Annotated in this window: 22 protein-coding genes; 15 read left to right on the top strand and 7 right to left on the bottom strand. The window is 72.4% G+C overall.

Annotation, left to right across the window (positions count from 1 at the left end; translation table 11 throughout):
* Positions 1-164: 164 nt before the first annotated feature.
* Genes ACIBG4_RS17600 through ACIBG4_RS17570 form a run of 7 tightly spaced genes read left to right on the top strand, consistent with a single transcriptional unit; the run spans position 165 to position 9,747 of the window.
* Complete coding sequence (locus ACIBG4_RS17600) at positions 165-1,511, top strand: glycoside hydrolase family 36 protein (protein ID WP_397202643.1); 1,347 nt, start codon at positions 165-167, stop codon at positions 1,509-1,511.
* Positions 1,508-2,392: a carbohydrate ABC transporter permease gene (locus ACIBG4_RS17595; protein WP_397202642.1), complete on the top strand. Its 885-nt coding sequence runs from the start codon at positions 1,508-1,510 to the stop codon at positions 2,390-2,392. The genes ACIBG4_RS17600 and ACIBG4_RS17595 overlap by 4 nt, the downstream gene beginning before the upstream one ends.
* Before the next feature lie 15 nt (positions 2,393-2,407).
* Positions 2,408-3,226 (top strand): carbohydrate ABC transporter permease, encoded by an 819-nt coding sequence (locus ACIBG4_RS17590; protein WP_397202641.1) that lies wholly within the window; start codon positions 2,408-2,410, stop codon positions 3,224-3,226.
* Positions 3,227-3,253: 27 nt separating this feature from the next.
* On the top strand, positions 3,254-4,567 hold the full coding sequence (locus tag ACIBG4_RS17585; protein WP_397202640.1) for an ABC transporter substrate-binding protein: 1,314 nt from the start codon (positions 3,254-3,256) through the stop codon (positions 4,565-4,567).
* Between the two features lie 11 nt (positions 4,568-4,578).
* On the top strand, positions 4,579-6,132 hold the full coding sequence (locus ACIBG4_RS17580; protein ID WP_397202639.1) for an alkaline phosphatase D family protein: 1,554 nt from the start codon (positions 4,579-4,581) through the stop codon (positions 6,130-6,132).
* An 11-nt stretch (positions 6,133-6,143) separates the two neighbouring features.
* The gene (locus ACIBG4_RS17575; protein ID WP_397202638.1) at positions 6,144-8,096 is read left to right on the top strand and encodes an NPCBM/NEW2 domain-containing protein; all 1,953 of its coding nucleotides are present in this window, start codon (positions 6,144-6,146) and stop codon (positions 8,094-8,096) included.
* A gap of 22 nt (positions 8,097-8,118) precedes the next feature.
* The gene (locus ACIBG4_RS17570) at positions 8,119-9,747 is read left to right on the top strand and encodes a beta-N-acetylhexosaminidase (RefSeq protein WP_397202637.1); all 1,629 of its coding nucleotides are present in this window, start codon (positions 8,119-8,121) and stop codon (positions 9,745-9,747) included.
* Here ACIBG4_RS17570 and ACIBG4_RS17565 read toward each other — a convergent pair.
* Entirely contained in the window at positions 9,744-10,238 is a 495-nt protein-coding gene (locus tag ACIBG4_RS17565; RefSeq protein ID WP_397202636.1) for a DUF2087 domain-containing protein, read from the bottom strand. The two genes, ACIBG4_RS17570 and ACIBG4_RS17565, sit on opposite strands and share 4 nt — an antisense overlap.
* A gap of 17 nt (positions 10,239-10,255) precedes the next feature.
* Here ACIBG4_RS17565 and ACIBG4_RS17560 point away from each other — a divergent pair, with 17 nt between their 5' ends.
* Positions 10,256-10,834: a hypothetical protein gene (locus tag ACIBG4_RS17560; protein WP_397202635.1), complete on the top strand. Its 579-nt coding sequence runs from the start codon at positions 10,256-10,258 to the stop codon at positions 10,832-10,834.
* A 215-nt stretch (positions 10,835-11,049) separates the two neighbouring features.
* On the opposite strand, the gene ACIBG4_RS17555 is transcribed toward ACIBG4_RS17560, so the two are convergent.
* The 3 genes from ACIBG4_RS17555 to ACIBG4_RS17545 all read right to left on the bottom strand — a co-directional run bounded on the left by ACIBG4_RS17555 (position 11,050) and on the right by ACIBG4_RS17545 (position 15,626).
* On the bottom strand, positions 11,050-13,557 hold the full coding sequence (locus ACIBG4_RS17555) for a DEAD/DEAH box helicase (protein ID WP_397202795.1): 2,508 nt from the start codon (positions 13,555-13,557) through the stop codon (positions 11,050-11,052).
* Positions 13,558-13,793: 236 nt separating this feature from the next.
* Positions 13,794-14,288, bottom strand: a complete 495-nt coding sequence (locus tag ACIBG4_RS17550) for a GNAT family N-acetyltransferase (protein WP_397202634.1) — start codon at positions 14,286-14,288, stop codon at positions 13,794-13,796.
* A 48-nt stretch (positions 14,289-14,336) separates the two neighbouring features.
* Positions 14,337-15,626: an acyltransferase gene (locus tag ACIBG4_RS17545; protein WP_397202633.1), complete on the bottom strand. Its 1,290-nt coding sequence runs from the start codon at positions 15,624-15,626 to the stop codon at positions 14,337-14,339.
* 218 nt (positions 15,627-15,844) lie between these two features.
* Between ACIBG4_RS17545 and ACIBG4_RS17540 the strand changes: the two genes are divergently transcribed.
* Positions 15,845-17,080 (top strand): sensor domain-containing protein, encoded by a 1,236-nt coding sequence (locus tag ACIBG4_RS17540; protein WP_355452041.1) that lies wholly within the window; start codon positions 15,845-15,847, stop codon positions 17,078-17,080.
* Positions 17,071-17,718 carry a response regulator gene (locus ACIBG4_RS17535; protein WP_397202632.1) on the top strand — a complete coding sequence of 216 codons (648 nt, stop codon included), beginning with the start codon at positions 17,071-17,073 and terminating at the stop codon, positions 17,716-17,718. Before ACIBG4_RS17540 ends, ACIBG4_RS17535 begins: the two co-directional genes overlap by 10 nt.
* Positions 17,719-17,895: 177 nt before the next feature.
* On the opposite strand, the gene mihF is transcribed toward ACIBG4_RS17535, so the two are convergent.
* Positions 17,896-18,201 (bottom strand): integration host factor, actinobacterial type, encoded by a 306-nt coding sequence (mihF, locus tag ACIBG4_RS17530; protein WP_310711026.1) that lies wholly within the window; start codon positions 18,199-18,201, stop codon positions 17,896-17,898.
* Between the two features lie 869 nt (positions 18,202-19,070).
* Positions 19,071-19,889 carry an MBL fold metallo-hydrolase gene (locus tag ACIBG4_RS17525; RefSeq protein WP_397202631.1) on the bottom strand — a complete coding sequence of 273 codons (819 nt, stop codon included), beginning with the start codon at positions 19,887-19,889 and terminating at the stop codon, positions 19,071-19,073.
* Between the two features lie 104 nt (positions 19,890-19,993).
* Here ACIBG4_RS17525 and ACIBG4_RS17520 point away from each other — a divergent pair, with 104 nt between their 5' ends.
* Positions 19,994-20,602, top strand: a complete 609-nt coding sequence (locus ACIBG4_RS17520; protein WP_397202630.1) for a helix-turn-helix domain-containing protein — start codon at positions 19,994-19,996, stop codon at positions 20,600-20,602.
* A 206-nt stretch (positions 20,603-20,808) separates the two neighbouring features.
* Here the strand turns inward: ACIBG4_RS17520 and ACIBG4_RS17515 are convergent, their stop codons facing one another.
* On the bottom strand, positions 20,809-22,122 hold the full coding sequence (locus ACIBG4_RS17515) for an ROK family protein (RefSeq protein WP_397202629.1): 1,314 nt from the start codon (positions 22,120-22,122) through the stop codon (positions 20,809-20,811).
* Positions 22,123-22,244: 122 nt separating this feature from the next.
* Here ACIBG4_RS17515 and ACIBG4_RS17510 point away from each other — a divergent pair, with 122 nt between their 5' ends.
* The 4 genes from ACIBG4_RS17510 (at position 22,245) to ACIBG4_RS17495 (ending at position 26,839) form a co-directional block, all read left to right on the top strand.
* Positions 22,245-23,507 carry an MFS transporter gene (locus ACIBG4_RS17510; RefSeq protein WP_397202628.1) on the top strand — a complete coding sequence of 421 codons (1,263 nt, stop codon included), beginning with the start codon at positions 22,245-22,247 and terminating at the stop codon, positions 23,505-23,507.
* Between the two features lie 430 nt (positions 23,508-23,937).
* The gene (locus ACIBG4_RS17505; protein WP_397202627.1) at positions 23,938-25,077 is read left to right on the top strand and encodes a LacI family DNA-binding transcriptional regulator; all 1,140 of its coding nucleotides are present in this window, start codon (positions 23,938-23,940) and stop codon (positions 25,075-25,077) included.
* Positions 25,074-25,994, top strand: a complete 921-nt coding sequence (locus ACIBG4_RS17500) for a sugar ABC transporter permease (protein WP_310711020.1) — start codon at positions 25,074-25,076, stop codon at positions 25,992-25,994. The genes ACIBG4_RS17505 and ACIBG4_RS17500 overlap by 4 nt, the downstream gene beginning before the upstream one ends.
* On the top strand, positions 25,991-26,839 hold the full coding sequence (locus tag ACIBG4_RS17495) for a carbohydrate ABC transporter permease (protein WP_310711019.1): 849 nt from the start codon (positions 25,991-25,993) through the stop codon (positions 26,837-26,839). Before ACIBG4_RS17500 ends, ACIBG4_RS17495 begins: the two co-directional genes overlap by 4 nt.
* Positions 26,840-26,843: the final 4 nt, after the last annotated feature.

The raw sequence follows: 26,843 nt of genomic DNA, 5'->3' as shown, positions 1-26,843 counted from the left end.
CTAATGTAGGTCTCCTCTGTAACTGGCCATTATGCCAGCGTTCAGCTGCTCGCGACGTGCCGGTAGTGGCCGCCCATATCGTGCTATTTCGGCCATTGACCCTCCGGAACGCCTGGTGCTACTAATGAAGCGCTCCTTCGTAAGTAGAGAGAGATGAGGGACCGATGTCGTTCGTGGATGTCGGCGAGACCAGGTGTGATCCGGAGCGGGGGCGGGTCTTCGAGCACGGATGGCAGTCGTGGAGCCCCACCGGTTCCTACCGGCTCGGCGAGACCCCGCCGCGCCCGGCGGACCGCAACATCCAGACGCTCTGCTACCGCCCGGAGACCCCCGTCCCGGACGGCGTGTTCCAGGGCGAGGGCCTGCTGGCGGTCGACCCGGGTGACGGGCCGATCCAGCTCTGGTCCGCGCCCGGCCCGCAGGCGGTGCCCTCCATCCGGGCGCGCCGGGAGGGCGGGCGGCTGGTCGTCTCGGCGGACGGTCCCGTACGGCACATCCAGACGGACGGCCCGATGGACACGGCCCTGCGCGACTGGGCCGCCGACCTGGCCGCCGATCGGGCCGCCGACAGGACCGCCGACAGGGCCGCGGGGCGGGCGACCGGTGCCTTCCCCGCCGTCCCGCCCATGTGGTGCACCTGGTACGGCTACTGGGACAAGGTCACCGAGGCCGACGTCCTCGACAACCTCCGCCTGGTGGAGCGACACGGGCTGGCGGCGGACATGATCCTCGTCGACGACGGCTACGAGGCGGGCATCGGCGACTGGCTGGAGCCCCGGCCCGGGTTCGGCTCGCTGGAGCGGGCCGTCGGCACGGTCATCGAGACGGGCCGCCGCGCCGGCATCTGGACCGCCCCCTTCCTGGCCGGCCACGGCAGCCGCCTCTTCCAGGAGCACCCCGACTGGATGGTGGGCGGCGCCCACGCCGGTCACATGTGGGACCAGGACCTGGCCGTCCTCGACGTGACGCACCCCGGCGCCGCCGCCTACCTCGTGGACGTCTTCCGCGCGTTCGCCACGCTCGGCATCACCCACTTCAAGCTCGACTACCTGTACGCCGGGGCGCTGCCGGGCGTACGGCACGAGGACCTCGACCCCGTCGCCGCGTACCGGCGCGGGCTGGAACTGATCAGGCAGGGGGCGGGGCCGGCGGCCACGCTGCACGGGTGCGGCGCGCCGATGCTGCCCAGCCTCGGCCTGGTCGACGTCATGCGGGTCAGCCCGGACATCGCCCCCACGCTCCACCCGCGCTCCGGCGACATCAGCCAGCCGTCGCAGCTCGGCGCGCGGCTGACCGGAGCGGCCCGGGAGTTCCTGCACGCGCGGTGGTGGGTGAACGACCCCGACTGCCTCATCGTCCGCCCCGAGGTGGAGGCGCGCGCGGAATGGGCCGCGCACATCGAGGCGAGCGGCGGGCTGCGCGGCTCCAGCGACCCGATCATGGCCCTCGACGCCTGGGGGCTGGAGACCACCCGCCGCCTCCTGACACCGACCCGGACGGACCCGTCGTGACCGGCCGGCGACGGCGCGGCGACTGGTACGCGTACCTGTTCGTCGCGCCCAGCCTGCTGGGCGTCGTCGCCTTCCTCCTCCTGCCGGTCGTCATCGTGCTCGTCCTGAGCCTGTTCCGCTGGGAGCTGCTCTCGGCGCCCGTGTTCGTCGGGCTGGCGAACTACGCGCGGCTGGCCGGCGACGGCGAGGCGTGGCACTCGCTCTGGATCACGGTCCTGTACGTCCTGCTGTGCATCCCGCTCCAGACCGTCCTCGCCCTGGCGCTCGCCCTGCTGCTCGACCGGCGGATCAAGGGTGTCCGGTTCCTGCGGTCGCTGTTCGTGATCCCCTGGATGGCCACCCCGATCGTCATGGGCCTCGTCTGGGACTGGATCTTCGACCCGCGTGACGGGGCGCTCAACCGGGCCCTGCACCTGGTCGGCGTCGCCGGGCCCGACTGGCTGTCCGACCCCCGCTGGGCGCTGCCCGCCGTGGCGCTGGTCAACGTGTGGCAGCACACCGGCTACACCATGCTGTTCTTCCTGGCCGGCCTGCAGGGCATCCCCAAGGAGCTGTACGACGCGGCCTCCACCGACGGCGCCACCCCGGCCCAGCGCTTCTGGAGGATCACGCTGCCCCTGCTCAACCCCACGACGTTCTTCGTCACCGTGACGAACCTGATCGGCGCCTTCCAGGTCTTCGACACGATCTTCGTGATGACCGACGGGGGCCCGAGCCGGAGCACCGACGTGCTCAACTTCAGGATCTTCGGCACCGCGTTCCGGGAGTTCGACTTCGGCTACGCCTCGACGCTGTCGATGCTGCTGTTCGCCGTCATCCTCGTGGTGACGCTGGCGCAGGTCAGGTTCTTCGGCAAGCGCACCACCTACGACCTGAGCTGAGAGCCGGAGAGCACCGTGACGACATCGTTCAGACGCGTGGCGCTGTACGCCGTGCTCGCGGCCGGCGCGTTCGTGTCCGTCTTCCCCTACCTGCTCGTCGTGCTGACCGCACTCAAGACGCGGCGGCAGCTCAGCACCACCGAGCCGTGGCTGCCCGCCCTGCCTCCGTCCACGGCGAACCTGGCCGAGATCCTCGGCGGCGACTTCCCCCGCTACCTGCTCAACACGGTCGCCATGACGGCCCTGCTCACGCTGGGGCAGCTCGTGTTCACGACGTTCGCCGCGTACGCCTTCGCCCGGCTGCGCTTCCGCGGGCGTGACGCGCTGTTCTGGCTGTACGTGGCGACGATGATGGTGCCGGGCGCCGTCACCGTCATCCCGCTGTTCCTCATCATGCGCGAGCTCGGCGCGGTCGACACCTGGTACGGCCTGCTCGCCCCGTTCATCCTCGGCACCCCGTACGGGATCTTCCTGATGCGGCAGTTCTTCAGGAGCCTGCCGTCGGGACTGGAGGAGGCGGCGCGCATCGACGGCGCGGGGCCGCTGACCATCCTGGTCCGGATCCTGCTGCCGCTGTGCCGGCCGGCCATCGGCACGCTCGCGATCATCACCGTCGTCTCGTCGTGGAACAGCTTCCTCTGGCCGCTGATCGTCACCAGCGGCGAGGAGACCAAGGTGGTCACGGTGGCCATGGCCGTGCTCAAGAACGGCATCGGCGTCGACCGCGGCCTCATCATGGCGGGCGGCCTGATCGCGCTCGCCCCCATGGTCGTGATCTTCGTCTTCTTCCAGAAGTACATCGTCCGGTCGGTGGTCCTCACCGGCCTCAAGTGAGACTCGACTGAGAGAGGTCGGCGTAGCATGACAACCCCCCGAATCCGCCGGGCCGTGTCCCTGTCCGTCGCCGCCGCGCTCACCCTCACCGCCTGCGGCGGGGGCGGCGGAGGCGGCGCGGACGGCGGCGGCGAGGTCACCCTGACGTACCGGCTGTGGGACGAGCAGCAGAAGGCCGGCTACGAGAAGGTCATGGCCGCCTTCGAGAAGGCCAACCCGTCGATCGACGTCAAGATCGAGCTGCTGCCGTACGACCAGTACTGGACGAAGCTCACGGCCGACGCCGTGGCGGGCACCGCGCCCGACGTCTTCTGGATGACGCCCACCCAGTTCCCCGAGTACGTCACCAAGGGCGTGCTCAGCCCCGTGCCGGTGGACACCGCGAAGTACCACAAGACCGTGGTGGAGGCGTTCACCTACCAGGGCAAGCAGTACGGCATGCCCAAGGACTGGGGCGTCGTCGGCCTGCTGTACAACAAGGACCTGTTCAAGAAGGCCGGTGTCGAGATGCCGGACACGCTGACCTGGAAGCCCGACGGGTCCGGCACGTTCCTGGAGACCGCCCGCAAGCTGACCGCCGACGAGGCCGGCAAGCACCCCGGAGACCCCGGCTTCGACCCGGACAAGGTGAAGACGTATGGCTTCCTGTCCTGGAACCACTACCAGACGCAGTGGATGAACTGGGTCAACGGCAACGGCGGGAAGCTGCTCGACAAGCCGTTCGGCACGTACACCTTCAACGACGAGGCGAGCGTGCAGGCGCTGCAGTTCGGCGTGGACCTGGTGAACAAGTACCACGTCTCGCCGCCCGCCACCCGGACCAACCCGCCCACCGGCAAGGCCACCGACATGTTCAAGGCCGGCGAGGTGGCCATGTTCCCGGCCAACAACGCCTTGCTGCCGTTCGTGGTGCCCGACTCCGCGTTCGAGGTCGGCGTCGCCCCCATGCCCGAGGGCCCGGCCGGCCGGGCGGTCAACCTCAACGGCCTGGCCGAGGCCGTCTACGCCAGGAGCAAGCACCCGGAGGAGGCGGCGCGGCTGGCCGCCTACCTCGGCACCGAGGAGCCGCAGAAGCTCATGGCCGACGAGGGTTACGTGTTCCCCGCGCTCAACGGCCTCAGCCAGGGTTATGTCGACCACTGGGCCAGGACCGCCAAGCTCGACGTGTCGGCCCTCGTGAAGGAGGCCGAGGGCATGACCTTCCCCCTCCCGGTGACCACCGGCTTCACCGGCTTCGAGACCAAGCTCAACCAGATCTTCAACGAGATGTACCTCGGCCGTCTGACGCCCAAGCAGGCCGCCGACCAGGCGGTCACCGAGGGCAACGCCACCGTCAAGTAGGGAGCCCCCCCATGATCACCCGGCGTGCTTTTCTCGCCGGGGGCGCCGGCCTGGGCGCCGCCGCCGCGCTGGGCGTCCCGCCCGCGCGCGCGGCGGCGGCCCGCACCGCCCGCGTCCCCCTGTCCGACCCGTTCCTGCTCGGCGTCGCCTCCGGCGAGCCGGCCCCCGACGGCGTGGTCCTGTGGACCCGCCTCGCCCCCGACCCGCTCGCACCGGACGGCCTCGGCGGCATGCCGTCGCGGCCCGTCGCCGTCCACTGGCAGCTCGCCCGGGACGAGGGCTTCCGTCACGTCGTACGGCAGGGCGTCGAGACCGCCCGGCCCGAGGAGGCCCACAGCGTCCACGTGGAGCCCGCCGGCCTCCAGCCGGGCGCCGAGTACTTCTACCGCTTCAAGGCCGACGGCGAGATCTCTCCCGTGGGCCGCACCGTCACCGCCCCGGCCCCGGGCACGCGCAGCCGGGAGCTCAACCTGGCCTTCACCTCCTGCGCCGACTACCAGACCGGCTGGTTCACCGCCTACCGGCGGATGGCCGAGGAGGAGCCCGACCTCATCGCGTTCCTCGGCGACTACATCTACGAGTACGGCGACTACAAGTACCCCGTGCGCGACCAGGCCGGCGGCGAGTGCCTCGACCTGGCCGGCTACCGGTTACGCCACGCCCAGCACAAGGCCGACCCCGAGCTGCAACTGGCCCACGCGGTCGCCCCCTGGGCGGTCGTCTGGGACGACCACGACATCGAGAACGCCTGGGCCGGCGACGTCCCCGAGCAGCCCGACCCGCCGTTCCTCAAGCGCCGCGCCGACGCCTTCCAGGCCTACTACGAGAACATGCCGCTGCGCCGCGCCCAGCGGCCCCGGGGCTCGTCGCTGCGGCTGCACCGCACCCTGCGGTGGGGCGCCGTGGCCAACCTGCACCTGCTGGACACCCGCCAGTACCGCGACCTGTACGCCTGCACCGGCAGGAGCGGCACGGTCGGCCCCGACTGCCAGGAGCGCCTGGCCCCCAACCGCACGATCCTCGGCCAGGAGCAGGAGGCGTGGCTCGAAGGCCGGCTCAAGGACTCCGCGGCCACCTGGGACCTGCTCGGCCAGCAGGTGTTCATGATGGAGATGGACTGGACCAACGGCGAGGGCAAGGGCTACTCCAACGAGGGCTGGGACGGCTACGTCGCCTCACGTGACCGGCTGACCGCCGCCATCGAGGCCACGAGGCGCAACGCCGTCGTCCTCACCGGCGATGTCCACTCCCACTGGGCCGGCGAGGTGAAGCGCAGCTTCCAGGACCCCGGGTCCGAGGCGGTGGCCGTCGAGCTGGTCACCACGTCCGTGACCAGCGCCGGGGACGGCCTGGACGAGTACCCCAACACCGGCGTCCTGCTCGCCGAGAACCCGCACGTGAAGTTCTTCAACGGCCGCCGCGGCTACGTCCGCGCCCGGCTCACCGAGCGCGAGATGACGGTCGACTTCCGGTCGCTGTCCCGCGTCACCGAGCCGTACGCCCCCGCCTACACCTCCGGCTCCTTCGTCATCGAGCCCGGCGCCCCCCGGCTCAACCAGGTTTGACAGGACCCCCGATGCGCAAACTCACGGCCGCCGCCGCGGCGGCCCTCCTCACGCTGCCCCTCCTCCCGGTGTCCGGCGCCGCCGCGGCGCCTGCCGGCGGCCCGCCGATGGGGTGGAGCAGCCGCTCGCAGGGCTGCTCGGTCTCCGAGGCGTCGGTACGGCAGGCCGCCGCCGGGCTCGCCGCGCTCGCGCCCCTCGGCTACCGGCTCGTCCTCGTCGACGACTGCTGGCTCGCCCCGCAACGCGCGGACGGCGCCCTCGCCCCCGACCCGGCCCGCTTCCCCGGCGGGATCAAGGCGCTCGCCGACCACCTGCACGGCCTCGGGCTCCGGCTCGGGCTCAGCCTGTCGGCGGGCACGAAGGCGTGCTCGGGCGGCGGCCCCGGCTCGTACCGCAACGAGGCCGCCGACGCCGAGCTGATCCGCGGCTGGGGCGTCGACCACGTCAAGTACGACTGGTGCGCCGTGCCCACGGCCGACTTCCCCGGCCAGAACGTCCAGCAGATCGCCCAGACCCTCTACCCCCGCATGCGCGAGGCCCTCGGCGACTCCGTGACGTTCGCCATGAACAACGAGGACGGCAGCACCGTCCCGTGGCTGTGGGCCAAGGACGCGAAGGCGGCCACCTGGCGGACCAACGTCTACAACCGGCCCCTCGCCGACGCCTACGCGTCCATGGCGGACGTCTGGGAGACCAACCAGCTCCGCGTCCAGTACGCCGGCCCGGGGAGCTGGGCCGATCCGGACCTGATCCAGGCCGGCCGGGGCGGCATGACCGACGCCGAGTACCGCACCCAGTTCACCCTCTGGGCGGCCGGCGCCGCCCCGCTCGTCCTCCAGGCCGACCCGGCCGCCGCCCCGCGCGCGATCGTCGCCAACCCCAAGGTGATCGCCGTGAACCAGGACAGGCTGGGCGTCCCGGCCCGGCTGGTGCGCAGCGACGGCTGGTACCACGTCCTAGCCAAGCCCCTCGACGGCGGCGACCAGGCGATCGTGCTGTTCAACGAGAGCAACCGGGCGGCGACCGTCTCCCACCGGCTGCCCGCCTCGCGCTACCGCGCCGAGGACCTGTGGACCGGGCAGGTCGCCACCACCACGGGCGAGCTGTCGGCGCACGTGCCGGCGCACGGCGCGGTGATGTACCGCGTCGGCGAGAGCCGGGAGCAGGCCCCGCCGCTGGTGACGGTGGAGACCGACCCGCCGGCCTTCCTCGGCGACGACCGGCCCGGCACGCTCGAACCCGGCAAGGAGCGGGAGATCGTCACCCGGGTCGTCAACACCGGCGGCACCGGCCGGCTCCGCGACCTGCGCGTCACGCTCGCCGTGCCGGAGGGGTGGAAGGCCGAGGCCCGTACCTCCGCGACCCGGGCCCGGCTCGAAGCCGGGGAGGCGTTCACCGTCACCTGGGCGGTCACCCCGCCCGCGGGGACGGAGCCGCGCGCCCACGACCTGACCACCACAGCCGCCTTCACGGGCGGGACGGCCACCGGCACCGCCGTCGTGGCCGTCGCCCAGGCGCCGGGCCCCGGCCGCACGTACCTCAGCGACCTGCCGTGGACCTCGGCCAAGAACTACTTCGGCCCGGTCGAGCGGGACACCAGCAACGGCGACAAGGCGGCCGGCGACGGCCGGCCCCTCACGATCGAGGGCGTCCGGTACGCCAGGGGACTGGGCGCGCACGCGCCCGCCGACATCGAGTTCCACACCGCCGGCCGCTGCCGGAGCGTGGAGTTCACCGCCGGCATCGACGACGAGGTGGGCACCGGCGGCTCGGCCGGGTTCGAGGTCTGGGCCGACGGCGGCCGCGTCGCGTACTCCGGCGTGCTCACCGGCGCGCAGCCCGGCAAGAAGATCACCGCCTCCGTGCGCGGCGCCCGGTTCGTGCGCCTGGTCGCGACCAACGGCGGCGACAACGCCACCTCCGACCACGCCGACTTCGCCGACGCCGTCATCACCTGCGACTGATCCACGAGGAGAAAGAGAGCACATGATCGTTCCCAAGCCCGTCCGGTACGAGCCCCGCCTGGGCCGCTGGCTCCTGGACCGCGACACCGCGCTCGCCGCCGACCCCGCGCTCGGCGAGGTGGCCTCCTGGCTGCGCGCGGAGCTCGGCCCGGTGACCGGAGGCGAGCTCCTGCCGGGCGGACCGGCCGCCGGAGACGGGCCGTCGGGGACGATCAGCCTCGTCCTGGCGGACCTGCCGCCCGAGGCGTACCGGCTGACCGTGGACACCGGCGGCGCGCGGATCGAGGCGGGCGGCCCCGCCGGGGCGTTCTACGGCGCGCAGACGCTCCGGCAGCTCCTGCCGCCCCGCGCCCACCGCAGGGCGGCAGGCTCCGGGGCGCCGCCGCTGGAGGTGCGGGCCGCGTACGTCGAGGACGCGCCGCGCTTCGCCTGGCGCGGCTGCGTGCTGGACGTGGCCCGCCACTTCCTGCCCAAGCACGACGTGCTGCGCTTCGTCGACCTGATGGCGCTGCACAAGCTGAACGTCCTGCACCTGCACCTCACCGACGACCAGGGCTGGCGCGTGGAGATCCGGCGCTACCCGCGGCTCACCGAGGTCGGCGCCTGGCGCAGGGAGAGCCAGGTCGGCTGGGACGGCCCCATGGACGGCCGGCCGCACGGCGGCTACTACACCCAGGACGACCTGCGCGAGATCGTCGCCTACGCCGCCGCCCGGCACATCACGGTCGTGCCCGAGATCGACCTGCCCGGCCACACCCAGGCCGCCATCGCCGCCCACCCCGAGCTGGGAAACCTCGCCACCCCGCTGGAGGTGCGCACCACCTGGGGCGTCGGCGTCAACGTGCTCAACGTCGAGGAATCCACCATCGCGTTCTTCCAGCACGTCCTCGACGAGGTGCTGGAGCTGTTCCCCGGGCCGTACGTGAGCGTGGGCGGCGACGAGTGCCGCAAGGACCAGTGGCGGGCCAGCCCCGCCGCCCGCCGCCGCATCGCCGAGCTGGGGCTGCGCGACGAGGACGAGCTGCAGAGCTGGCTCATCCGCCGCTTCGCCGACCACCTGGCCTCGCGGGGGCGGCGGCTGCTCGGCTGGGACGAGATCCTGGAGGGCGGCCTGCCCCCGGGCGCGGTGGTCGCCTCGTGGCGGGGCGACCACGGCGCGGTCGCCGCGGCGCGGCGCGGCCACGACGTGGTCACCTGCCCCAACACCTCCGTCTACCTGGACTACCGGCAGGGTCCCGGGCCGGACGAGCCGGCGCCGTTCGGGACGGTGCTGACGCTGGAGGACGTCCACGCCTTCGAGCCGGTGCCGGCCGCGCTGCGCGGCGATCCCGCCGAGGCGCGGGTGCTCGGCGCGCAGTGCGCGGTCTGGACCGAGCTCATCGACTCGGCCAGGCGCGTGGACTACATGGCCTTCCCCCGGCTGGCCGCCTTCGCCGAGACCGTGTGGAGCCCGGCCGGGCGGGACCTGCCGGACTTCCGCGAACGGCTGGCCGCGCACCTGCCCAGGCTGGACGCGATCGGCGTGGAGTACCGGCGCGAGGGCGGGCCGCTGCCCTGGCAGACCCTGCCCGGGGTGCCCGGCCGGCCGGAGGACGACGCCGCCTGGGAGGCGAAGATCGACGCCTTGACCCGCAACATCCGCGAGCCCTAGACGTCGACCGGGCCGCCGCTGCGCCAGTAGACGTTGCCCTCCCGCGACAGCAGGTCCTCGTCCACCAGGTAGCGGCGCAGCGCCGCGTAGTCGTCGTGGAAGGCGCGCAGCGTCACGTTCACGTCCTTCTCCGCGTAACGCACGCCCGGCTCGAACAGCCGCGCGATGTAGCGCAGCACCACCAGCCGCTTCTCGCGCTTCATCGGCATCGTGCGCAGCCGGCCGTCCACCAGGAACGTCCGCAGCAGACGCTCCTCCTCGCTGAGCGCGGCGGCCGGCTCGGCGCGCTCCCGCAGCAGCTCGCGGAACCGCTCGGGGGCGGCCCGCCACGTCCCGTCCGCGCCGCGCGCGGCCAAGCCGCCGCCGGCCAGCCGGTCGAGCGCCTTCGGCGGCTGCTCGCCGCCCACGCCGAGCACCAGGGAGGCGAACGCGCGCAGCGTGTCCTCCTGCGACAGCAGGCCCAGAACCCTTCTGATGTCCTCGTCACTCATTCGTACTATTTTGAACCATGCTGATCAGTCTCGTGTTAGCCGCCGCCGTGTCCATCCCGAACGGGTTCCTGCTGTCCGAGAAGGCCGCCGCGGTCAAGGACGACGACCCGGAGACGAGCTGGAGCGTGAGCGCCAGGAAGACCGCCCCGCTGGTGGTGGACCCGTGCGAGCGCCCCAAGCTGGGCCAGGCCGGGCGGGTGGCCGCCAAGACCGTGGTCTACACGGCCGTCCCCGACTACTCCAAGTCCGAGCAGGTCGTCCTCTACGCCTCCGAGGCCGCGGCCCGCAAGGCCATGAAGGACCTGCGCGCCGCCGCCGCGGGCTGCCGCACCGCCGGCTACCGGTACGCCGTCGCGCCGCTGACCCTCGGCGACGAGGCCGTGACCGTCTCCGGCCAGAGCTACCAGGGCGGCAAGCCGGCCATCGGCGGCGAGCGCGCCGTGGTGGCCCGCCGCGCCAACGCCCTCCTGCTCTACACGCGGGCGGGGGAGTGGGGCAGGCCCGCCAAGGCGGACTACCGGGAGCAGGCCAAGGACGCCCAGCGGATGCTCCTCAAGATCTGCCGCATCGCGAGGTGCGAAATGTCCCGATCTTGAGACATTGCCATGACCCCATCAAGAACCTTTCCCCGCGAGGATTGAGGAACAGGCGTGTGCCGGAACGCCGTTGCCAGTCCGTTCCGGCACACGGCTATCTCTCCCGCCGCGCGTCCCCGTGATCGACTGCGATCACCAGGTGTGACCGGAGCGGGGGACGTCGAGCCCGGCGTCGGCCCGGGGGCCGCCGGGCTCCAAGCGCTCCCAGCACGGGATCAGAGCCGGTTGAGGCCGATGACGTGCAGCACCGCCCGGCCCTCCTCGTCGGAGGCCGCCAGGTCGACCTGCGCGTCGATGCCCCAGTCGCCGTCGCCCGCCGGGTCCTTGACCGTCTGGCGGACCTTCCACAGCCCGCTCTCCTCCTCGATGCGCAGCAGCGCCGGCCCGCGCGCGTCGGCGTCGGTGAAAATCTCCTCGTGCTCGTCGTAGTAGGCGTCCAGCGCCGCGCCCCAGTCGACGTCCGGAGCCAGCTCCTCCAGCTCCGCTTCCTTCTCCAGCGCGCACAGCTCCACCAGCCGGAACATCGCGTTGCGCACCAGCACCCGGAACGCCCGCGTGTTGGCCGTGACCGGCCGCACCCTGGTCTCCAGCTGCTGGTGCGCCTCCAGCGCCTCGGCGGGGTTGGCCAGCTTCTCCCACTCGTCGATCAGTGACGAGTCGACCTGCCTGACCAGCTCGCCCAGCCATTCGATGAGGTCCACCAGGTCCTCGGTCTTCAGGTGCTCGGGAACGGTGCGCGACAGCGTCCGGTAGGCGTCGGCCAGGTAGCGCAGCACCGTGCCCTCCGAGCGGGCCAGCTCGTAGAACTGGATGTACTCGCCGAACGTCATCGCCCGCTCGTACATGTCGCGCACCACCGACTTGGGGCTGACCGTGTAGTCGCCCACCCACGGGTGGCCCCGCCGGTACGTCTCGTACGCCCCGAGCAGCAGATCCTCCAGCGGCATCGGGTACATGACCTCGGCGAGCGCCTCCATGCGCTCCTCGTACTCCATGCCGTCGGCCTTCATCTGCGCGACCGCCTCGCCCCTGGCCTTCTTGAGCTGGGCGGACAGGATCTGGCGCGGGTCGTCCAGGATGGACTCGACGATGGAGACCATGTCGAGGGCGTAGCCGGGCGCCTCCTGGTCGAGCAGGTCGAAGGCGGCCAGCGCGAAGGTGGACAGCGCCTGGTTGAGCGCGAAGTCCTCCTGCAGGTCGATCGTCAGCCGGGCCCGCCGGCCCTGCTCGTCGGGCTCACCGAGCTGCTCGACGATGCCGCCCGCGAGCAGCGACCGGTAGATGGCGATGGCCTGGCTGATGTGCCGCCGCTGCCACTTGCGGTCCTCGTGGTTGTCGGTCAGCAGGTGCTTCATCGCCTGGAAGCAGTCGCCGGGCCGGTTGATGACGGCCAGCAGCATCGCGTTGCTCACCTTGAAGCGCGAGGCCAGCGGCTCCGGCTCGGCCGTCTGCAGCTTCTCGAACGTCTCCTCGCTCCAGCCGACGAACCCCTCCGGCGGCTTCTTGCGGGCGTAGCCGCGCCGCCGCTTCGGGTCGTCGCCGATCTTGGCCAGGGCCTTGGCGTTCTCGACGTCGTGCTCGGGCGCCTGGCAGGCCACGTAGCCGATCGTGTCGAACCCGGCCCGGCCGGCCCGGCCGGCGATCTGGTGGAACTCGCGGGCCCGCAGGCGGCGCACCTTGTTGCCGTCGTACTTGGACAGCGCCGTGAACAGCACGGTGCGGATCGGCACGTTGACGCCCACGCCGAGCGTGTCGGTGCCGCAGATGACCTTCAGCAGGCCCGCCTGGGCCAGCCGCTCGACCAGGCGGCGGTACTTGGGCAGCATCCCGGCGTGGTGCACGCCGATGCCGTGGCGCACGAGCCGCGACAGCGCCCGGCCGAAGCGCGTGGTGAACCGGAAACCGCCGATCATCGCGGCGATGGCCTCTTTCTCGGCCTTCGTCGCCATGTTGATCGACATCAGCGCCTGCGCCCGCTCCATCGCGGCGGCCTGCGTGAAGTGCACGACGTACACGGGGGCCTGCCCGGTCGAGAGCATCTCCTCCAGCGTCTCGTGCAGCGGCGTCATCCGGTACGAGTAGACCAGCGGGACCGGCCGCTCGGCGTGCTTGACCACGGAGGTCGGCCGGCCGGTGCGCCGGGTCAGGTCGCGCTCGAACATCGAGACGTCGCCCAGCGTGGCCGACATCAGCACGAACTGCACGTGCGGCAGCTCCAGCAGCGGCACCTGCCAGGCCCAGCCGCGGTCGGGCTCGGCGTAGAAGTGGAACTCGTCCATGACGACCTGGCCGATGTCGGCCGCCGCCCCGTCGCGCAGCGCGACGTTGGCGAGGATCTCGGCGGTGCAGCAGATGATGGGGGCGCCGGGGTTGACGCTGGCGTCGCCGGTCATCATGCCGACGTTCTCGGTGCCGAAGACGGCGCACAGGTCGAAGAACTTCTCCGACACCAGCGCCTTGATCGGCGCGGTGTAGAACGTGCGGATGTCGCGCGTCAGCGCCGCGAAGTGCGCGCCGGCCGCGACCAGGCTCTTGCCGGAGCCCGTGGGGGTCGCCAGGATCAGGTTGCTGCCGGAGACGACCTCGATGAGCGCCTCCTCCTGGGCGGGATAGAGCGTGAGCCCCCGTTCGGAGTTCCAGGAGACGAAGGCGTCGAAGATCGCGTCGGGGTCGGCGTCGATCTCTTCGGGAAGGCGGTCGATGAGAAGGCTCACGGTCCCTATCCTGCCGAAGAAACCCCGGTGCTCCGAACCGCCTGCCCGATACGCGCCGTCCGTTGTGGCGTGCGGGGGGAGTGGGGTGGAAACCCCGGTGCTCCGAACCGCCTGTCCGATGCGCGCCGTCCGTTGTGGCGTGCGGGGGGAGTGGGGTGGAAACCCCGGTGCTCCGAACCGCCTGTCCGATGCGCGCCGTCCGTTGTGGCGTGCGCGGGGAAGTTGGTGCTTCGAACCGGTTCAGTTCACAGGGTGAGCTGGAGGAGGATCGTGTCGATCCAGCGGTCGTGCTTGAAGCCGACGCTCCTCAGCCGCCCCGCCTGCTCGAAGCCGAACGACGTGTGCAGCCGCAGCGAGGCCGGGTCGCCGCTGTCGGCGATCACCGCCACCATCTGCCGCGCCCGCGCGCGGGCGGCCCGCTCGATCAGCTCGCCCAGCAGCAGCCGCCCCAGCCCGCGTCCCGTCGCCCCGGGCGCCAGGTAGATGGTGTCCTCGACCGTGTGCCGGTAGGCGGGCTTGGGACGGAACGGGCCGGCGTAGGCGAACCCCGTCACCTCGCCGTCCTCCTCCGTCACCAGGAACGGCAGCCCGGCCCCCGTGATGGCGGCCGCCTTGCCCCGCCAGTCCTCGACGCCGGGGGGCGTCTCGTCGAAGGTGGCCACGGTCCGGTCGACGTAGTGGGCGTAGATGCCGGCGACGGCCGGCAGGTCGGCCTCGGACAGCGGTCGTAGTGTCGTCATGTCACGCCATTGTGGCGACCCGCGCATGACAGGCGTGTTTCCGCCGGCTCACCGCAGCCGCGCGGTGGAGCGCGCGAGCGGGCGCCGCGTCGTCAGCACCAGCCCGCCGACGACCGCCGCCACCGCCGGCACCGGCGCGGCCCCCGGCGCGAACCCCGCCACCGTGAGCGTCAGCAGACCGGCGCCGACCAGCGCCGCCGCGACCAGCACCCCCGGCCACCCGCCCGGCCGGTACGGCAGCGCGGGCGGCTCCTCGAACCGGGCGAACACCTTCAGCAGCGGCCACATCACCAGGCACAGCGCGCCGAACCACAGCGGCCACCCGGCGAACCATCCCGCGCTGCCCGGCGCCGGCGTGTCCAGCCCCAGCGCCACCACGGCGACGCCGGTGACCGCGAACAGCGCCGGCATGTGCCACAGGTACACCGTCATGACCCGCGGCCCCGCCCACCTGAGCAGCCCGCCCAGCGGCAGCCGCAGGATCCGCTCGCGCAGCAGCAGGGCCAGCCCCACCTGCCCGAACGCCACGGCCAGCATCGCCAGCGTCGGGGGCGCCATGTTCGACATCTCGGCGCCGGGCAGGCCGATCATGCTGCCCGGGTACGGTCCGGCCCACACCAGCAGCGCCGCGGTCCCGAACCCGCCCGCCGCCATGACGCCCGGCCGGGTGATCCGCCCCTCCGCGTACAGGAGACCGAGCTGGTGGACCGCCAGCCAGACGCACACGATGTTGAGATAGCCCAGCGCGTCCACGCCCGTGGAGAAGCGGGCCACGTCCGTCAGCACCGCACCGGCGGCCAGCGCCACGGGGACCCGCCCGCCGTACCGGTCGTGCAGGCGAGCCATCAGCGGCGTGGCCGTCACCGCGATCAGATACACGGCGAGGAACCACAGGAGCTGGCCGGTCAGCCGCGTGCCCGTCTCCAGCGGCTGGGCCGGGACGCCGAGTGCCGCCAGCGCGTGGGGGAGCGGGATCCACACGGCGGCCAGCGGCAGCAGCGGCCAGGCGAGCCGCCGCAGCCGCGTGGCCAGCCAGCGCGGCCCGTCGTGCCGGGCACGGCGGAAGCTGATCGCGTTGGCGGCTCCGCCGGCGAAGAACACCAGCGGCATCACCTGGCTGAGCCACGTGACCACCCACACCCCGGGCGTCTCCAGCGCGTTGCCGGTCGTCAGAGTGGCCCCGTCGAAGGCGAGCACCGGGATCGTCCAGTGCTGGAACACCACCAGCGCGATGCCCGCGACGCGCAGCACGTCGATGAACGGGTCCCTGGCGACGCGCGGCGGGCCGGCCGCGACACCGCCTCCGGGCGTCGCCGGGCGGTCGAGGAGCACGGTCACGGGGGGCCTCGATTCATGCGGGGTCGTCGGGGTTCATCGGGGAAGGAGATGAGAACCCAGGCTCCCGGCCGGGCCACGCCGGCACATTGCCGTGGGCCACCGAGTCCGGGTCGAGACCACACCACCCGCCGGGGTAGGGCCTGCCCTACCGCGGCATGCCTGCGTACCGGGTCGAAACCGCGACGACTCCGGCATAGCGTTGCGCCATGCTCTCCCTCATGAGGCGTGTCCTGCTCGACACGCGCTACACGCTCGTGGGCTTCCCCACGACCGTCATCGGCTTCGCGATCCTGGTCGCCGGGTTCGCCGCCGGAGTCGGCACCGCGGTCGTGTGGGTCGGCGTGCCGCTCCTGGCCGGCACCCTCATGGTCGCGAGGGGCTTCGCCGACGCCGAGCGCGGCTGGCTGTCCGACGTCCTCGGCCAACCGCCCGTACGCCCCCGCTACCGCCCTGCCCCCGAGGGCGCCGGCCGGTTCCGCCGGCTGATCAACCCCCTGACCAGCGGCCAGTCCTGGCTCGACCTGCTCCACGGCATCCTGAACCTGCCGATGGCGATCATCGCGTTCGTGCTGACCGTGGTGTTCTGGGCGGTGCCGCTCGCCGGCCTGCTCTACCCGGTCTACGGCATCGTGACCTCCCGCATCCCGGGCAACGTGGAGCTTCCCGAGCTGCTCGGCCTCGGCGACGGCTACGGCGTCAACTCGATCTTCTACGTCTCCCTCGGCCTGCTGGGCCTGGTGCTCATGCCGGTCACGGTGCGCGCCGCCGCGCTGGTGCGCTCCGCGCTCGGCCGGGGGCTGCTCACGGGCGTCGCCCAGCTCCAGGAGCGCATCGAGGACCTCGCCGAGGGCCGCGCCGCCGCCGTCTCCGCCGAGGCGAACGCCCTGCGCAAGCTGGAGCGCGACATCCACGACGGCCCCCAGCAGCGCCTCGTCTCGCTCGCCATGGAGCTGTCCCGGGCGCAGCGGCAGCTGGCCAAGGACCCGGAGGGGGCGCAGGCCACGATCACCTCCGCGATCTCCGCCACCCGCGAGACGCTCGACGAGCTGCGCGCCCTGTCGCGCGGCATCGCGCCGCCCATCCTGTCGGACCGCGGGCTCGCGCCCGCGCTCGCCGCCCTGGCCGGCCGCTGCACGGTGCCCGTCGAGCTGGACGTGCAGATCGTCGGGCGCTTCCAGGCGGCCGTGGAGAACGCGATCTACTTCGTGGTCGCCGAGTCCCTGACGAACATCGCCAAGCACAGCCGGGCGACCCTCTGCACCATCCAGCTCAGCCGGACCGGGAACTTCCTCATGCTGACGATCGGGGATGATGGTGTCGGCGGCGCACACGTCGCCAAGGGACACGGTCTCGCCGGGCTCGCCGACCGGCTCCGCGCGGTCGACGGGGAGCTGACGGTCGACTCGCCCGACGGCGGGCCGACAGTGATCGTGGCGGAGGTGCCGTGCGCGTAGTCGTGGCCGATGACGCGGTTCTGATCAGGGAGGGCCTGGTCAGGCTGCTGGAGGAGTTCGGCTGCGAGGTGGTGGCGGCCGTCGGCGACGGCGACGCCCTCGTCTCGGCCGTGGACGAGCACCGGCCGGACGTGTCGGTCGTGGACGTGCGGATGCCGCCGTCGTTCACCGACGAGGGCCTGCGCGCCGCCGTCGAGGTCCGCAGGCGGGTGCCGGGGGCGCCGGTGCTCATCCTGTCGCAGTACGTGGAGGTCTCGTACGCCGACGACCTGCTGGCCGACGCCCGGGGCGCGGTGGGCTACCTGCTGAAGGACCGGGTCGTGGACGTGGACGAGTTCCTGGAGGGCCTGCGGCGCGTGGCCGGGGGCGGGACCGTGTTCGATCCGCAGGTGGTGTCGCAGCTGATGGTACGAAGGCGCAAGAACGACCCGCTGGCGCAGCTCACGCCGCGCGAGCGCGAGGTGCTGGGGCTCATGGCCGAGGGCAGGTCCAACCCGGCCATCGGCAGGCAGCTCGTGATCAGCGACGGGGCGGTGGAGAAGCACATCCGGAGCATCTTCAGCAAGCTCGGTCTCTACGCCGACGACAGCGACCAGCATCGCCGCGTCCTCGCCGTCCTGACCTACCTGCGCTCCTGACCCTGCCGGGGGCCGGCTCCCGCGCTCGGGGGCTGGTCTCTGTTGTCGTTCCGGGGCTGGTCCTGGGGGTCGTTCCGGGCTCTGGCCGGGGGTTCCGGGGCCGGGCGGCCGGCCGGTCCGCGCGGCACACCCGCGCGGACCCGGCCACCCGGTCTCCAGGACCCGGACACCCGGGTTCTAGCCGAGCGCCTCGACCAGCTTCTTGCGCTGCTGGGCGCCCAGGCCGCCGAGGCGGCGCTTCTCGTCGACGCCCGCCTCCTCCATCAGCGCGGTCGCCTTCGCCGGGCCGACGCCCTTGACCGCGCGGAGCGCCTGCGACACCTTGATCTTCTTGGCGATGTCGTCATCGCGCTCCAGCAGCTGCGAGAACGACATCTCGCCGGCCTTGACCTTGGCCAGCAGGGCGGTACGCGCCGCGCGGGCCTCGGCCGCCTTCTCCAGAGCCGCCTTGCGCTGCTCGGGGGTAAGAGTGGGAAGTGCCATCTCTGTCTCCTCGGGGAGTTAAACGTTCGGGGTTCTGTTACCCGTAGTGCAGTGGCTAATCATGGCGGATACCAGCGGTTCTTGGTGCGGAAAGCGTCCGCTCAGGGGGCGCGCCACGCCGGTGCGGCCGCCCGGGGACGGGCCACGCCCTCCTCGGGGACGCCGCCGCGACCCGCCTCGCGTCGCCGCCGCGGGCGGGCGACGGCAGCGGGACGCCGCCCGCCGCGCCCGGGAAACGGCCTCCGGCCAGGTCCTGGACGGCTCCGCCGGAGGCCGCCGGCCGGGCCTGCCGGCCCGCCGTCATGGCGTGCCGCAGCCGCTGTGCCCGCCTGGCCCGGGGGCGGGGTGGTGAGAACCGGTCAGCCGCCGGGAAACGCCCAGGTGGGCGGCCCTGTCGGCGTTCCTGACCCGGGCGAGGGAGCGCGGGCGGCCGGCCCGGGCTCGCCTCTGCGCAGCCCGATTCCGGGATCACCGCGCGGCGGCGTCCTTCGGGGCGGCCGTCTCCAGCCGGCTACGGTCTCCTGCGGGTGCGGACGGCCTTGGGTGTGGCTTGCTGAGATGGACCGTTCCGAGGTCGCAGGACGGGGTGAGGCGTCCGGCGTGCTGCGGGATTTCACCCCTTGTGCGTGTTTTGCATCACATTCCGGCATCCGGGCGTGTCGCAGCCCCTTTTCGCGGGCCGGAGGGGGCGTTCGACAGCCTGATGCGTCAAGACGCCTGTTCGTTCTTGCGGCGATAGCCAGGGCGGCGGCCACCGCGAGGGCGAGGTTCTTGGGATCGAGGCCGGACAGCAGCGTGCGAGGTCGACCGCCTTGCCAGGCGGCATCCGGTCCGAGGAGGCCGGCGCGGCCCGGAGCCGCCAGGCTCGATCAGCCGATCGGTGGTGCGAGGTATTCCAGCGCATAGCCGTCACCGGAGGGGGTTACGCGGGCTATGCCGGGTGAGTCGAGGTGGGCGCCGGCTACGAAGTGGTGTGGTTGGGTCAGTCGTTCGAGGAGGGCCGCTCGCGCGGTGCGGGCCTGGGGCTGGTTGCCGTCGAGCTCCCAGGACACGTTCGGCTGATCGAATTGGAGCGTGGGAACGTGAACGGTGTCGCCCCAGACGAGAAGGTGGCCGGTGCCGCTCCTGACGTCGTAGACGGTGTGACCGGGTGTGTGGCCCGGTGTCGGGATCGCGGTGGTCCAGTCGTTGATCGCGACCTTCTCCGACACGGGTACGACCCGGTCGCGGATCGGTTCGAGCCGCCCCGTGAACACCGAGGTGTCGCCCGCGCCGATCCACACGCGCTCGAGTTCGGTGAACGCCTCTGAACCGTCCGGCGCGATCAGGCCGCTCACGTGGTCTTCGTGCTTGTGGGTGATGGCCACATCGGTGACATGCGCGCGGTCGATTCCCGCTTCGTCGAGCGCGTCGTAGATCAACCCCATGGTGGGGTCGTGCCAGGCGTTGGACGCGCCGGTGTCGATGAGAACCGACCGCGTGCCGTCGGTGACGAAGAAGGCGTTGACCGACAGCCGCAAGTTGTCGCCGGCCAGCGGGACGGCGGCCGGCAGCTCATCGAGCGGGCGCCCGTCCTCGTCGCGGAGCCGGGTCGGCGGCATGTCGATGTACCCGTCTCGCAACGAGATCACCTGCAGATCGCCGAATTCGAACGTGGCATGGTGCTGGCCACTTGAGATCAAACGCATGGAGCCCCCGTCGTAGTGGATGAACGTCTCCGATAGAAGAATCTCTCTTCTTTAGGAGAACCCTACACTGTGGGCAGCGAGACACTCAACGATCAAGGAGCACGGTGGTCGAGCAAGACGGAAACGCGGCCGAACCACAGCACGGTGATGACCTGGCCGGCGCGTTCGGCGCTAACGTGCGGCGACGCCGCGAGGAGGCGGGTCTGACGCTGGAGCAGCTGTCCACACAGTCGTCGGTCAGCCGGGCGATGCTGTCCAAGGTCGAACGCGGTGAGAAGAGCCCGACGATCGGCGTCGCGTCCAGGATCGCCCACGCGCTCGACGCGTCGCTCTCGGACCTGATCGGTGCGCCGGCTGCTGCCGCGTCTGGTGTGGCCATTGTCATGCGCAAGAACGATCGCCCCGTTTTCCGTGACCCGGAAACCGGTTTCGAGCGGCACATGGTGTCAGCGGCTCCGGGCGCGGGCGGAGCCGAGATGGTCGTCCACCACCTCCCGGCGCAGGTCTCCACCGGGCTGCTGCCCGCGTATCCGCCGGGTACGGAGAAACAGCTCGTGGTGCTCGAAGGCACCCTCACCGTCGCGATCGGCGGGATCAGCGAGACCCTGAGCACAGGCGACTCTCTGTTCTTCCAGGCCGACGCGGACCACGGCTTCGCCAACCGAACGAACGCTCCCTGCGAATACATCATGGTCATCTTGCGCAGAACCTGATCGGCCGCAGCTCGCGGGCCTGAACAGAGCCGGCCAGGGCATCGCCGCACTCACGGCATTCTTCGGGAGAGCCGACTTGCGACCGGCTCCGCGGCGTGTCGGTCCGATTCCCGCGTTCGGGGCTGGTTTTCCCGCGTTCGGGGCTGGTGACACGTTCGTTGACGGCACCCCCATAAGGGTCAAGTGTGTCCGGAGGCCGGGTGCTCTCAGGAGCGGGTGCGGCGCCAGCGGTCCACGGCCTCGACCGTCAGGAAGGCGTCGAAGACGGACTCCATGGCGCCGATCAGTGAGCCGCGCCACCCGAGGGCCGACGGCGCGAGCCGGGGCGGCCGGTCGCGGCGGATCGTCATCAGGCCGCCTCCGAACCGCTCCATGAGCGCCGGCAGCGCCCGCGCGTGCAGGTCCACGCCGAACCCCGACAACGTCACCACCTCAGGGTCGTGCGCGTTCACCAGGGCGGCGATGCCCCGGCCGAGCGCGCCGGCGCAGGACGTCACCGCCCGCACCGCGCTCTCGTCACCGGCCGCCGCGCCGTCGAGCAGCCGCTCGGCCTGGTCGCGGCCCCGGCCGCCGCCGTGGGCGAGGCCGAGGTGGCGCAGCAGGGCGTTCGTGCCCACCTCCTGCCCCCAGCAGCCGCGGGCCCCGCACATGCAGGGCGCGTCACCGCCGGTGAGCGGCATGTGCCCGAACTCGGCGCCGATCCCGGCGGCCCCGCCCAGCGGCCGGCCGTCCACGATCAGCACCCCGCCCAGGTCGAAGTCCACGTGCAGGTGCAGTCCCACCGCGACGCCGCGCAACCCGCCCCGCCGCGCCTCGGCCAGCCCCGCGAACGCCGTGTCGTTGCCCACGACGGGCGGCTCGGGCAGCCCGAGCAGGCCGGGTACGTCGACCGAGCTCCATCGCAGGTGGGCGATGTCGACGAGCCCGCCGGGGCGCACCGGGCCCGCCAGGGCCACGCCGGTGCCGACGACGCGGGGGGCCAGGTGGTCGAGCCGGCTCCTCAGCGCCGCGCCGAGGGGGACGAGCGCGCCCTCGGGCGTCCCGTCGTGCGGGCGCACCTCCAGGACCGTGGCCCGGCCGCCCAGCTCGCACACGGCCAGCTCCCAGGCGTCCTCCCGCACGTCCACCGCCAGGGCGAGGGGGCCGTACGGGTGCGGGCCGGGCACCTGCGTCGGCCGGCCGCGCCCGTGCTCGGCGGCCGGCTCCTCGTGCAGCAGGCCGGCCTCGGCCAGCTCGCCGACCAGGACGGACGCCGTGCCGCGGGCGAGGCCGAGGTCGCGGGTGAGCCGGGAACGCGTCAGGCTCGCCCCGCAGTCGTGCACGGCCCGCAACAGCCGCACCCGATTGTGAGCCCGCAACGCCCCACTGGTCGTCGCCCCACCTGTCGCCCCGCCGGTCGTCGCCCCACCTGTCGCCCCGCCGGTCGTCGCCCCACCTGTCGCCCCGCCGGTCGTCGCCCCACCCGTCGCCCCGCCGGCTGTCGTGCCGTTCGCCGCGGAGCCGACGGCCGAACTCGTCATGGGCCCCGTGCCGGGTTCCGCGCCAAGACTCGGGTCAGGGCCCGACGCCCGGATGGGGGGCGGGGCTGGGTTCGGGGTCATCGCCATTGTGTCGTCCTCATATCCATGATTATGCTCTAGCCGTGAACATAAGTCTTGCGGTGGCCAGACGTGCCCGTATCGCGGTTTTTGGTTACTTCTTTCTGGCGGGGTTCGTGATGGGGTTGTGGGCCGCCGGCCTGCCGTCCCTCAACGACCGGCTCGACCTCGGCCCCGCGCGGCTCGGCAGTGTGCTGCTGCTGATCTCGGGTGGCGCGCTGGTGTCCATGCTGGTCGCCGGCCCGCTCGTGGACCGGTGGAGCAGCCGGGCCGTCTGCTGGTTCTCCGGGCCGGTGTCGGCCGCGGTGCTGCTGGGGCCCGCCCTCGCCCCCGGGTTCCTGTGGCTGGCCGTGCTGGCCGTGGTGTTCGGCATGGGTCTGGGCGTGACGGAGGTGGCCATGAACACCCACTCCGTCGAGGTCGAGCACGCCTACCGGCGGCCGATCATCTCCGCGTTCCACGGGACGTGGAGCCTGGGCGGGGCCGCCGGCGGCGGGCTGACGGCGCTGGTGCTGCAGGCGGGGCTGGACGCGCAGGCGCTGCTCGTGGTGGCGGCCGTGGCGGTGCCGTTCGTGTACATACCGTTCGCGCGGCTGCTCCTGCCCGCGCGGGCGTCCGGGTCCGGGTCCGAGGCCACGTCCGGGTCCGAGGAGGGGGCCGCCGGTTCCCGGCGTGACGGCTCCAGGGCCCGGGCCGGCTCCGGGCGGCGGTGGGGGCTGGTGGCGATGCTCGGCCTGGCCGCGTTCGCGGGGCACCTGAGCGAGGGCGCCGCCATCGACTGGGCCGCCCTCCACGCCCGCTGGGTGCTCGGCACCGACCCGGCCGCCGCGCCCATCGCGTACACGATCTTCTCCGTCGCCATGACCACCATCCGGCTGCTCGGCGACCCCATCAGGGGCCGGCTCGGCTCCGTGCGCACGATCCAGCTCGCCGGGCTGCTCGCCACCTGCGGGTACATCCTTGTGCTCGTCTCGCCGCTGGTCGGCGAGGCGCTGCGGGTGGTGTGCGCCTGGACGGGGTGGGCCCTGGCGGGGGTGGGGCTGGCCACGGTGGTGCCGGTGATCTTCAGCGCCGTGGGCGCGGCGGGCGGCCAGGTCGGCCGGGCGCTGTCGCTGGTGACGGCGTTCGGCTACAGCGGGCTGCTGGTGGGACCCGCCGTGCTGGGGTACGTCGCCGAGGCGTCCTCGCTGCCGGTGGCGCTGTTCGTCCCGGCGGTCCTCGCGGCGGTCGTCGCCCTCACGGGCGCCCCGGCCATCCGCGCCCTGAGCACCGAGCACCCGCGTGTGGTGGCTCCCGTCCGCTCCTGACGTCTCGCCGCGGCGGGTCCTCCCGTCAAGGCATGCAGGGCCGGCGCGGGGCCGTGGCCGGTCCTGCGTCGGAGGTCCTTTACGGCAGGCACGCGAGCCCCCACCCGCCGACCGTGGCCGGTGACCTTCCAGGGGCACGCTCCGCCGCCTCACCGGTCGCCCGCCGTGACGCGCGCCCGGTCACCGGGGCCGTGGTGAACCCACCACGGCCCACGGGAGCGCTCCCAGCCCCGGCCGCCCCGTCACCCGAATGTGCCGATTCCATGACCGATACCTTGCCGAAGGTCTTCCCTGTTTGTCAGACATGGCGTTGACCTGGCGTTATGTGATCGTGACTTGACCCTTGTGTTGCGTCCGGGTTTCATGTCCGAAACACCGTAAACGTTTACAGAACCATGCCGGAAACGTTTACGAACCGGGAAGGACGACCTTGGCACAGGGACCCACGATCACCACGATCGCCGAGCGCGCGGGCGTGTCCATCGCCTCCGTCTCGCGGGTGCTGAACGGCCTGCCCACCCGGCAGGAGACCGTGCGCAAGGTGATGGCCGCGGCCGAGGAGCTCGGCTACGTGCGCAACGCCGTCGCCCGCTCGCTCAAGTCGCGGCGCACCCACCAGGTCGCGTTCGCCATGGCCGACGTCGGCAACCCGGCGTACCTGGCCATGCTGCGCGAGATCCAGCCGGTGTTGAAGGCCGCCGGATACCGCCTCGTGCTCCACTCCACCGGCGCCGTCGTCGCCGACGAGATCGACGTGCTGCACAGCCTCGGAGAGCGCTACGTGGACGGCATGATCATGGTGCCGCTGCGTGTGACCGAGGCGCACCTGCAGATGCTGGCGGCCGCCCGCGCGCCCGTCGTGGTCATCGGCTCGGTGCCCGAGGGCACGCCCGTCGACAACGTGCGGGCCGACTCCCGCACCGGCGTCCGGCTGGCCGTCGACCACCTGCACGGGCTCGGCCGCCGCCGCATCGCCCTGGTGAACGGCCCGACCGACACCGTGCCGGGCGCGGCCCGCGGCGCCGCCTACCGGGAGGCGCTGGCCGAGCTGGGCCTGCCGTACGACGAGGATCTGGTGGAGATCGGCGACTTCTACCGGGCGGAGGGCGCCCGCGCGGTCGCGGCGCTGCTCAACCGGGTGGGCGACGTCGACGCGCTGCTGTGCGCCAACGACCTGATCGCGCTCGGCGCGCTGGACGTGCTGCGCGCGGCCGGCAGGAGCGTGCCGGAGGACGTGGCGGTGGTCGGCATGGACGACACGGACCTCGCCGCCGCCTCGTGGCCGTCGCTCACCAGCGTCTCGCTCGGGTCGGCCGAGCGTGGCCGGGCCGCCGCCGAGCTGCTGCTCGACCGGCTCCAGGAGGGCGAGCACGAGCCGCGCGTGGTGACCGTTCCGCCCCGCCTGGTGGTGCGCGCCTCCACGACGCCCGAGCCGCCGGCCGTGCGGCGGGACCCGGGGCGACGCCCCGGCGACGGCTCCGGCTCCAGACCCGGCACCGGCACCGGCACCCGCATCGACATCGGCATCGACGAAGAGACCAGGACCACGGAAGGAGGGGGCACGTCATGACGGCGACCGCGACCAGGTCCGCGCCGCCCACGCCGCCCGGGCGGCGGGCGCGCCGCAGAGGGATCTCCCGGCAGACCCGCGAGATGTGGGTGCTCATGCTGCCCGCGCTCGTGCCGGTCCTGCTGTTCAGCGTGGGCCCGCTGCTGTACGGCATCGGGCTGGCGTTCACCGACGCGCGCAACACCCGCAACCACGAGACGAGCTTCGTCGGCCTGGAGAACCTCACCGAGCTGCTGACCGCCGAGGACTTCTGGTCGTCGTTCCGGATCGGCATGATCTGGTCGGTCTCGGTGACCGGTCTGCAGTTCCTCGCCGCGCTGGGCCTGGCGTTGCTGCTCAACCAGGACCTCAGGTTCCGGGGAGTGGCCCGGGTGCTGGCGGTGGTGCCGTGGGCGATGCCGCCGGTGGTCATCGGCCTCATGTGGAAGCTCGTCTACCACCCCGACGCCGGCATCCTGAACAGCCTGCTCGGCACCCACGTCAACTGGCTGGCCGACTTCTCGTTCGCCCTGCCGGCGATCATCGTGGTCGGCGTCTGGACCGGCATGCCGCAGACGACCGTCGTGCTGCTCGCGGGCCTGCAGAGCGTCCCGAGAGAGCTGTACGAGGCCGTGGAGGTGGACGGGGCGGGCCGCTGGCGCAAGTTCTGGAACATCACGCTGCCCCAGCTCAAGCCCGTCATCGTGGCCATCACCTCGCTCGACTTCGTGTGGAACATCAACCAGTTCGGCCTGGTCTACGTGCTCACCCAGGGCGGGCCGGGCGGCCAGACGCGGCTGCCGATGCTGTTCGCCTACGAGGAGGCGTTCCGGTACCGGTTCGCCGGCTACGCCTCGATGCTCGGCCTCGCGATGGCCGTCGTCGTGCTCGCGGTGCTGGGCGTGTACCTGTGGCGCCAGATGAGGGAGGCCAAGTGACCACCACCCGCGGAGCGGCCGCCGGGGTGCGCCGCGTCCCGCAGTACCTCGCCCTGCTCGCCTACGTCGTCTTCCTCGCGTTCCCGCTGCTGTGGCTGCTGTCCACGGCGCTGAAGACGCCGCGCGAGATGGCGCTGGCCGACCCGACGTGGATCCCGCGGGACCCGACGCTGGCCAACTTCGCCGACGCGTTCGGCGAGCAGGACCTCGTCGGCGCGGCCACCCGCAGCCTGGTCGTGGCACTGGCCAGCAGCCTCGTCACGGTGCTGATCTCGCTGCCCGCCGCCTACGCGATGGCCCGCTACCGCGGCCTGGTCAACCGGATCGCCATCGGGTGGGTGCTGGTCAGCCAGGTCTTCCCGTTCATCCTCATCATCATCCCGCTGTTCATGATCCTGCGGGACCTGGAGCTGGTGAACACACTGCCCGGCCTGGTGGTCGTGCACGTGACGTTCACGCTGCCGTTCGCGCTGTGGATGCTCCAGGGGTACGTGCGCGCGGTCCCGGCCGAGCTGGAGGAGGCCGCGGCCGTGGACGGCGCCGGGCGGATCACCACCATCGCCCGCGTGGTGGCGCCGCTGCTCGCCCCTGGCGTGGTGGCGACGCTGCTGTTCTCGTTCATCTCGTCGTGGAACGAGTTCCTCTTCGCGCTCGTGGTCCTGCAGGACCCCGACGTGATGACGCTCCCCCTGACGCTGGTGCGCTTCACCGGTCCGGAGGGAGTGGCCCGGCTCGGCCCGCTGGCCGCGGCGTCGCTCATGGCGACCATCCCGAGTCTGATCTTTTTCGCAATCATCCAGCGGCGACTGAAGTCCGGTCTGATGGCCGGCGCCGTCAAGGGCTAGTAGG

Source organism: Nonomuraea sp. NPDC050383, assembly GCF_044459125.1.
In the GTDB taxonomy this organism is placed as follows: Bacteria; Actinomycetota; Actinomycetes; order Streptosporangiales; family Streptosporangiaceae; genus Nonomuraea.
The sequence above is the reverse complement of the archived record's forward strand: the minus strand, read 5'-3'. Positions and strand labels throughout refer to the sequence as shown.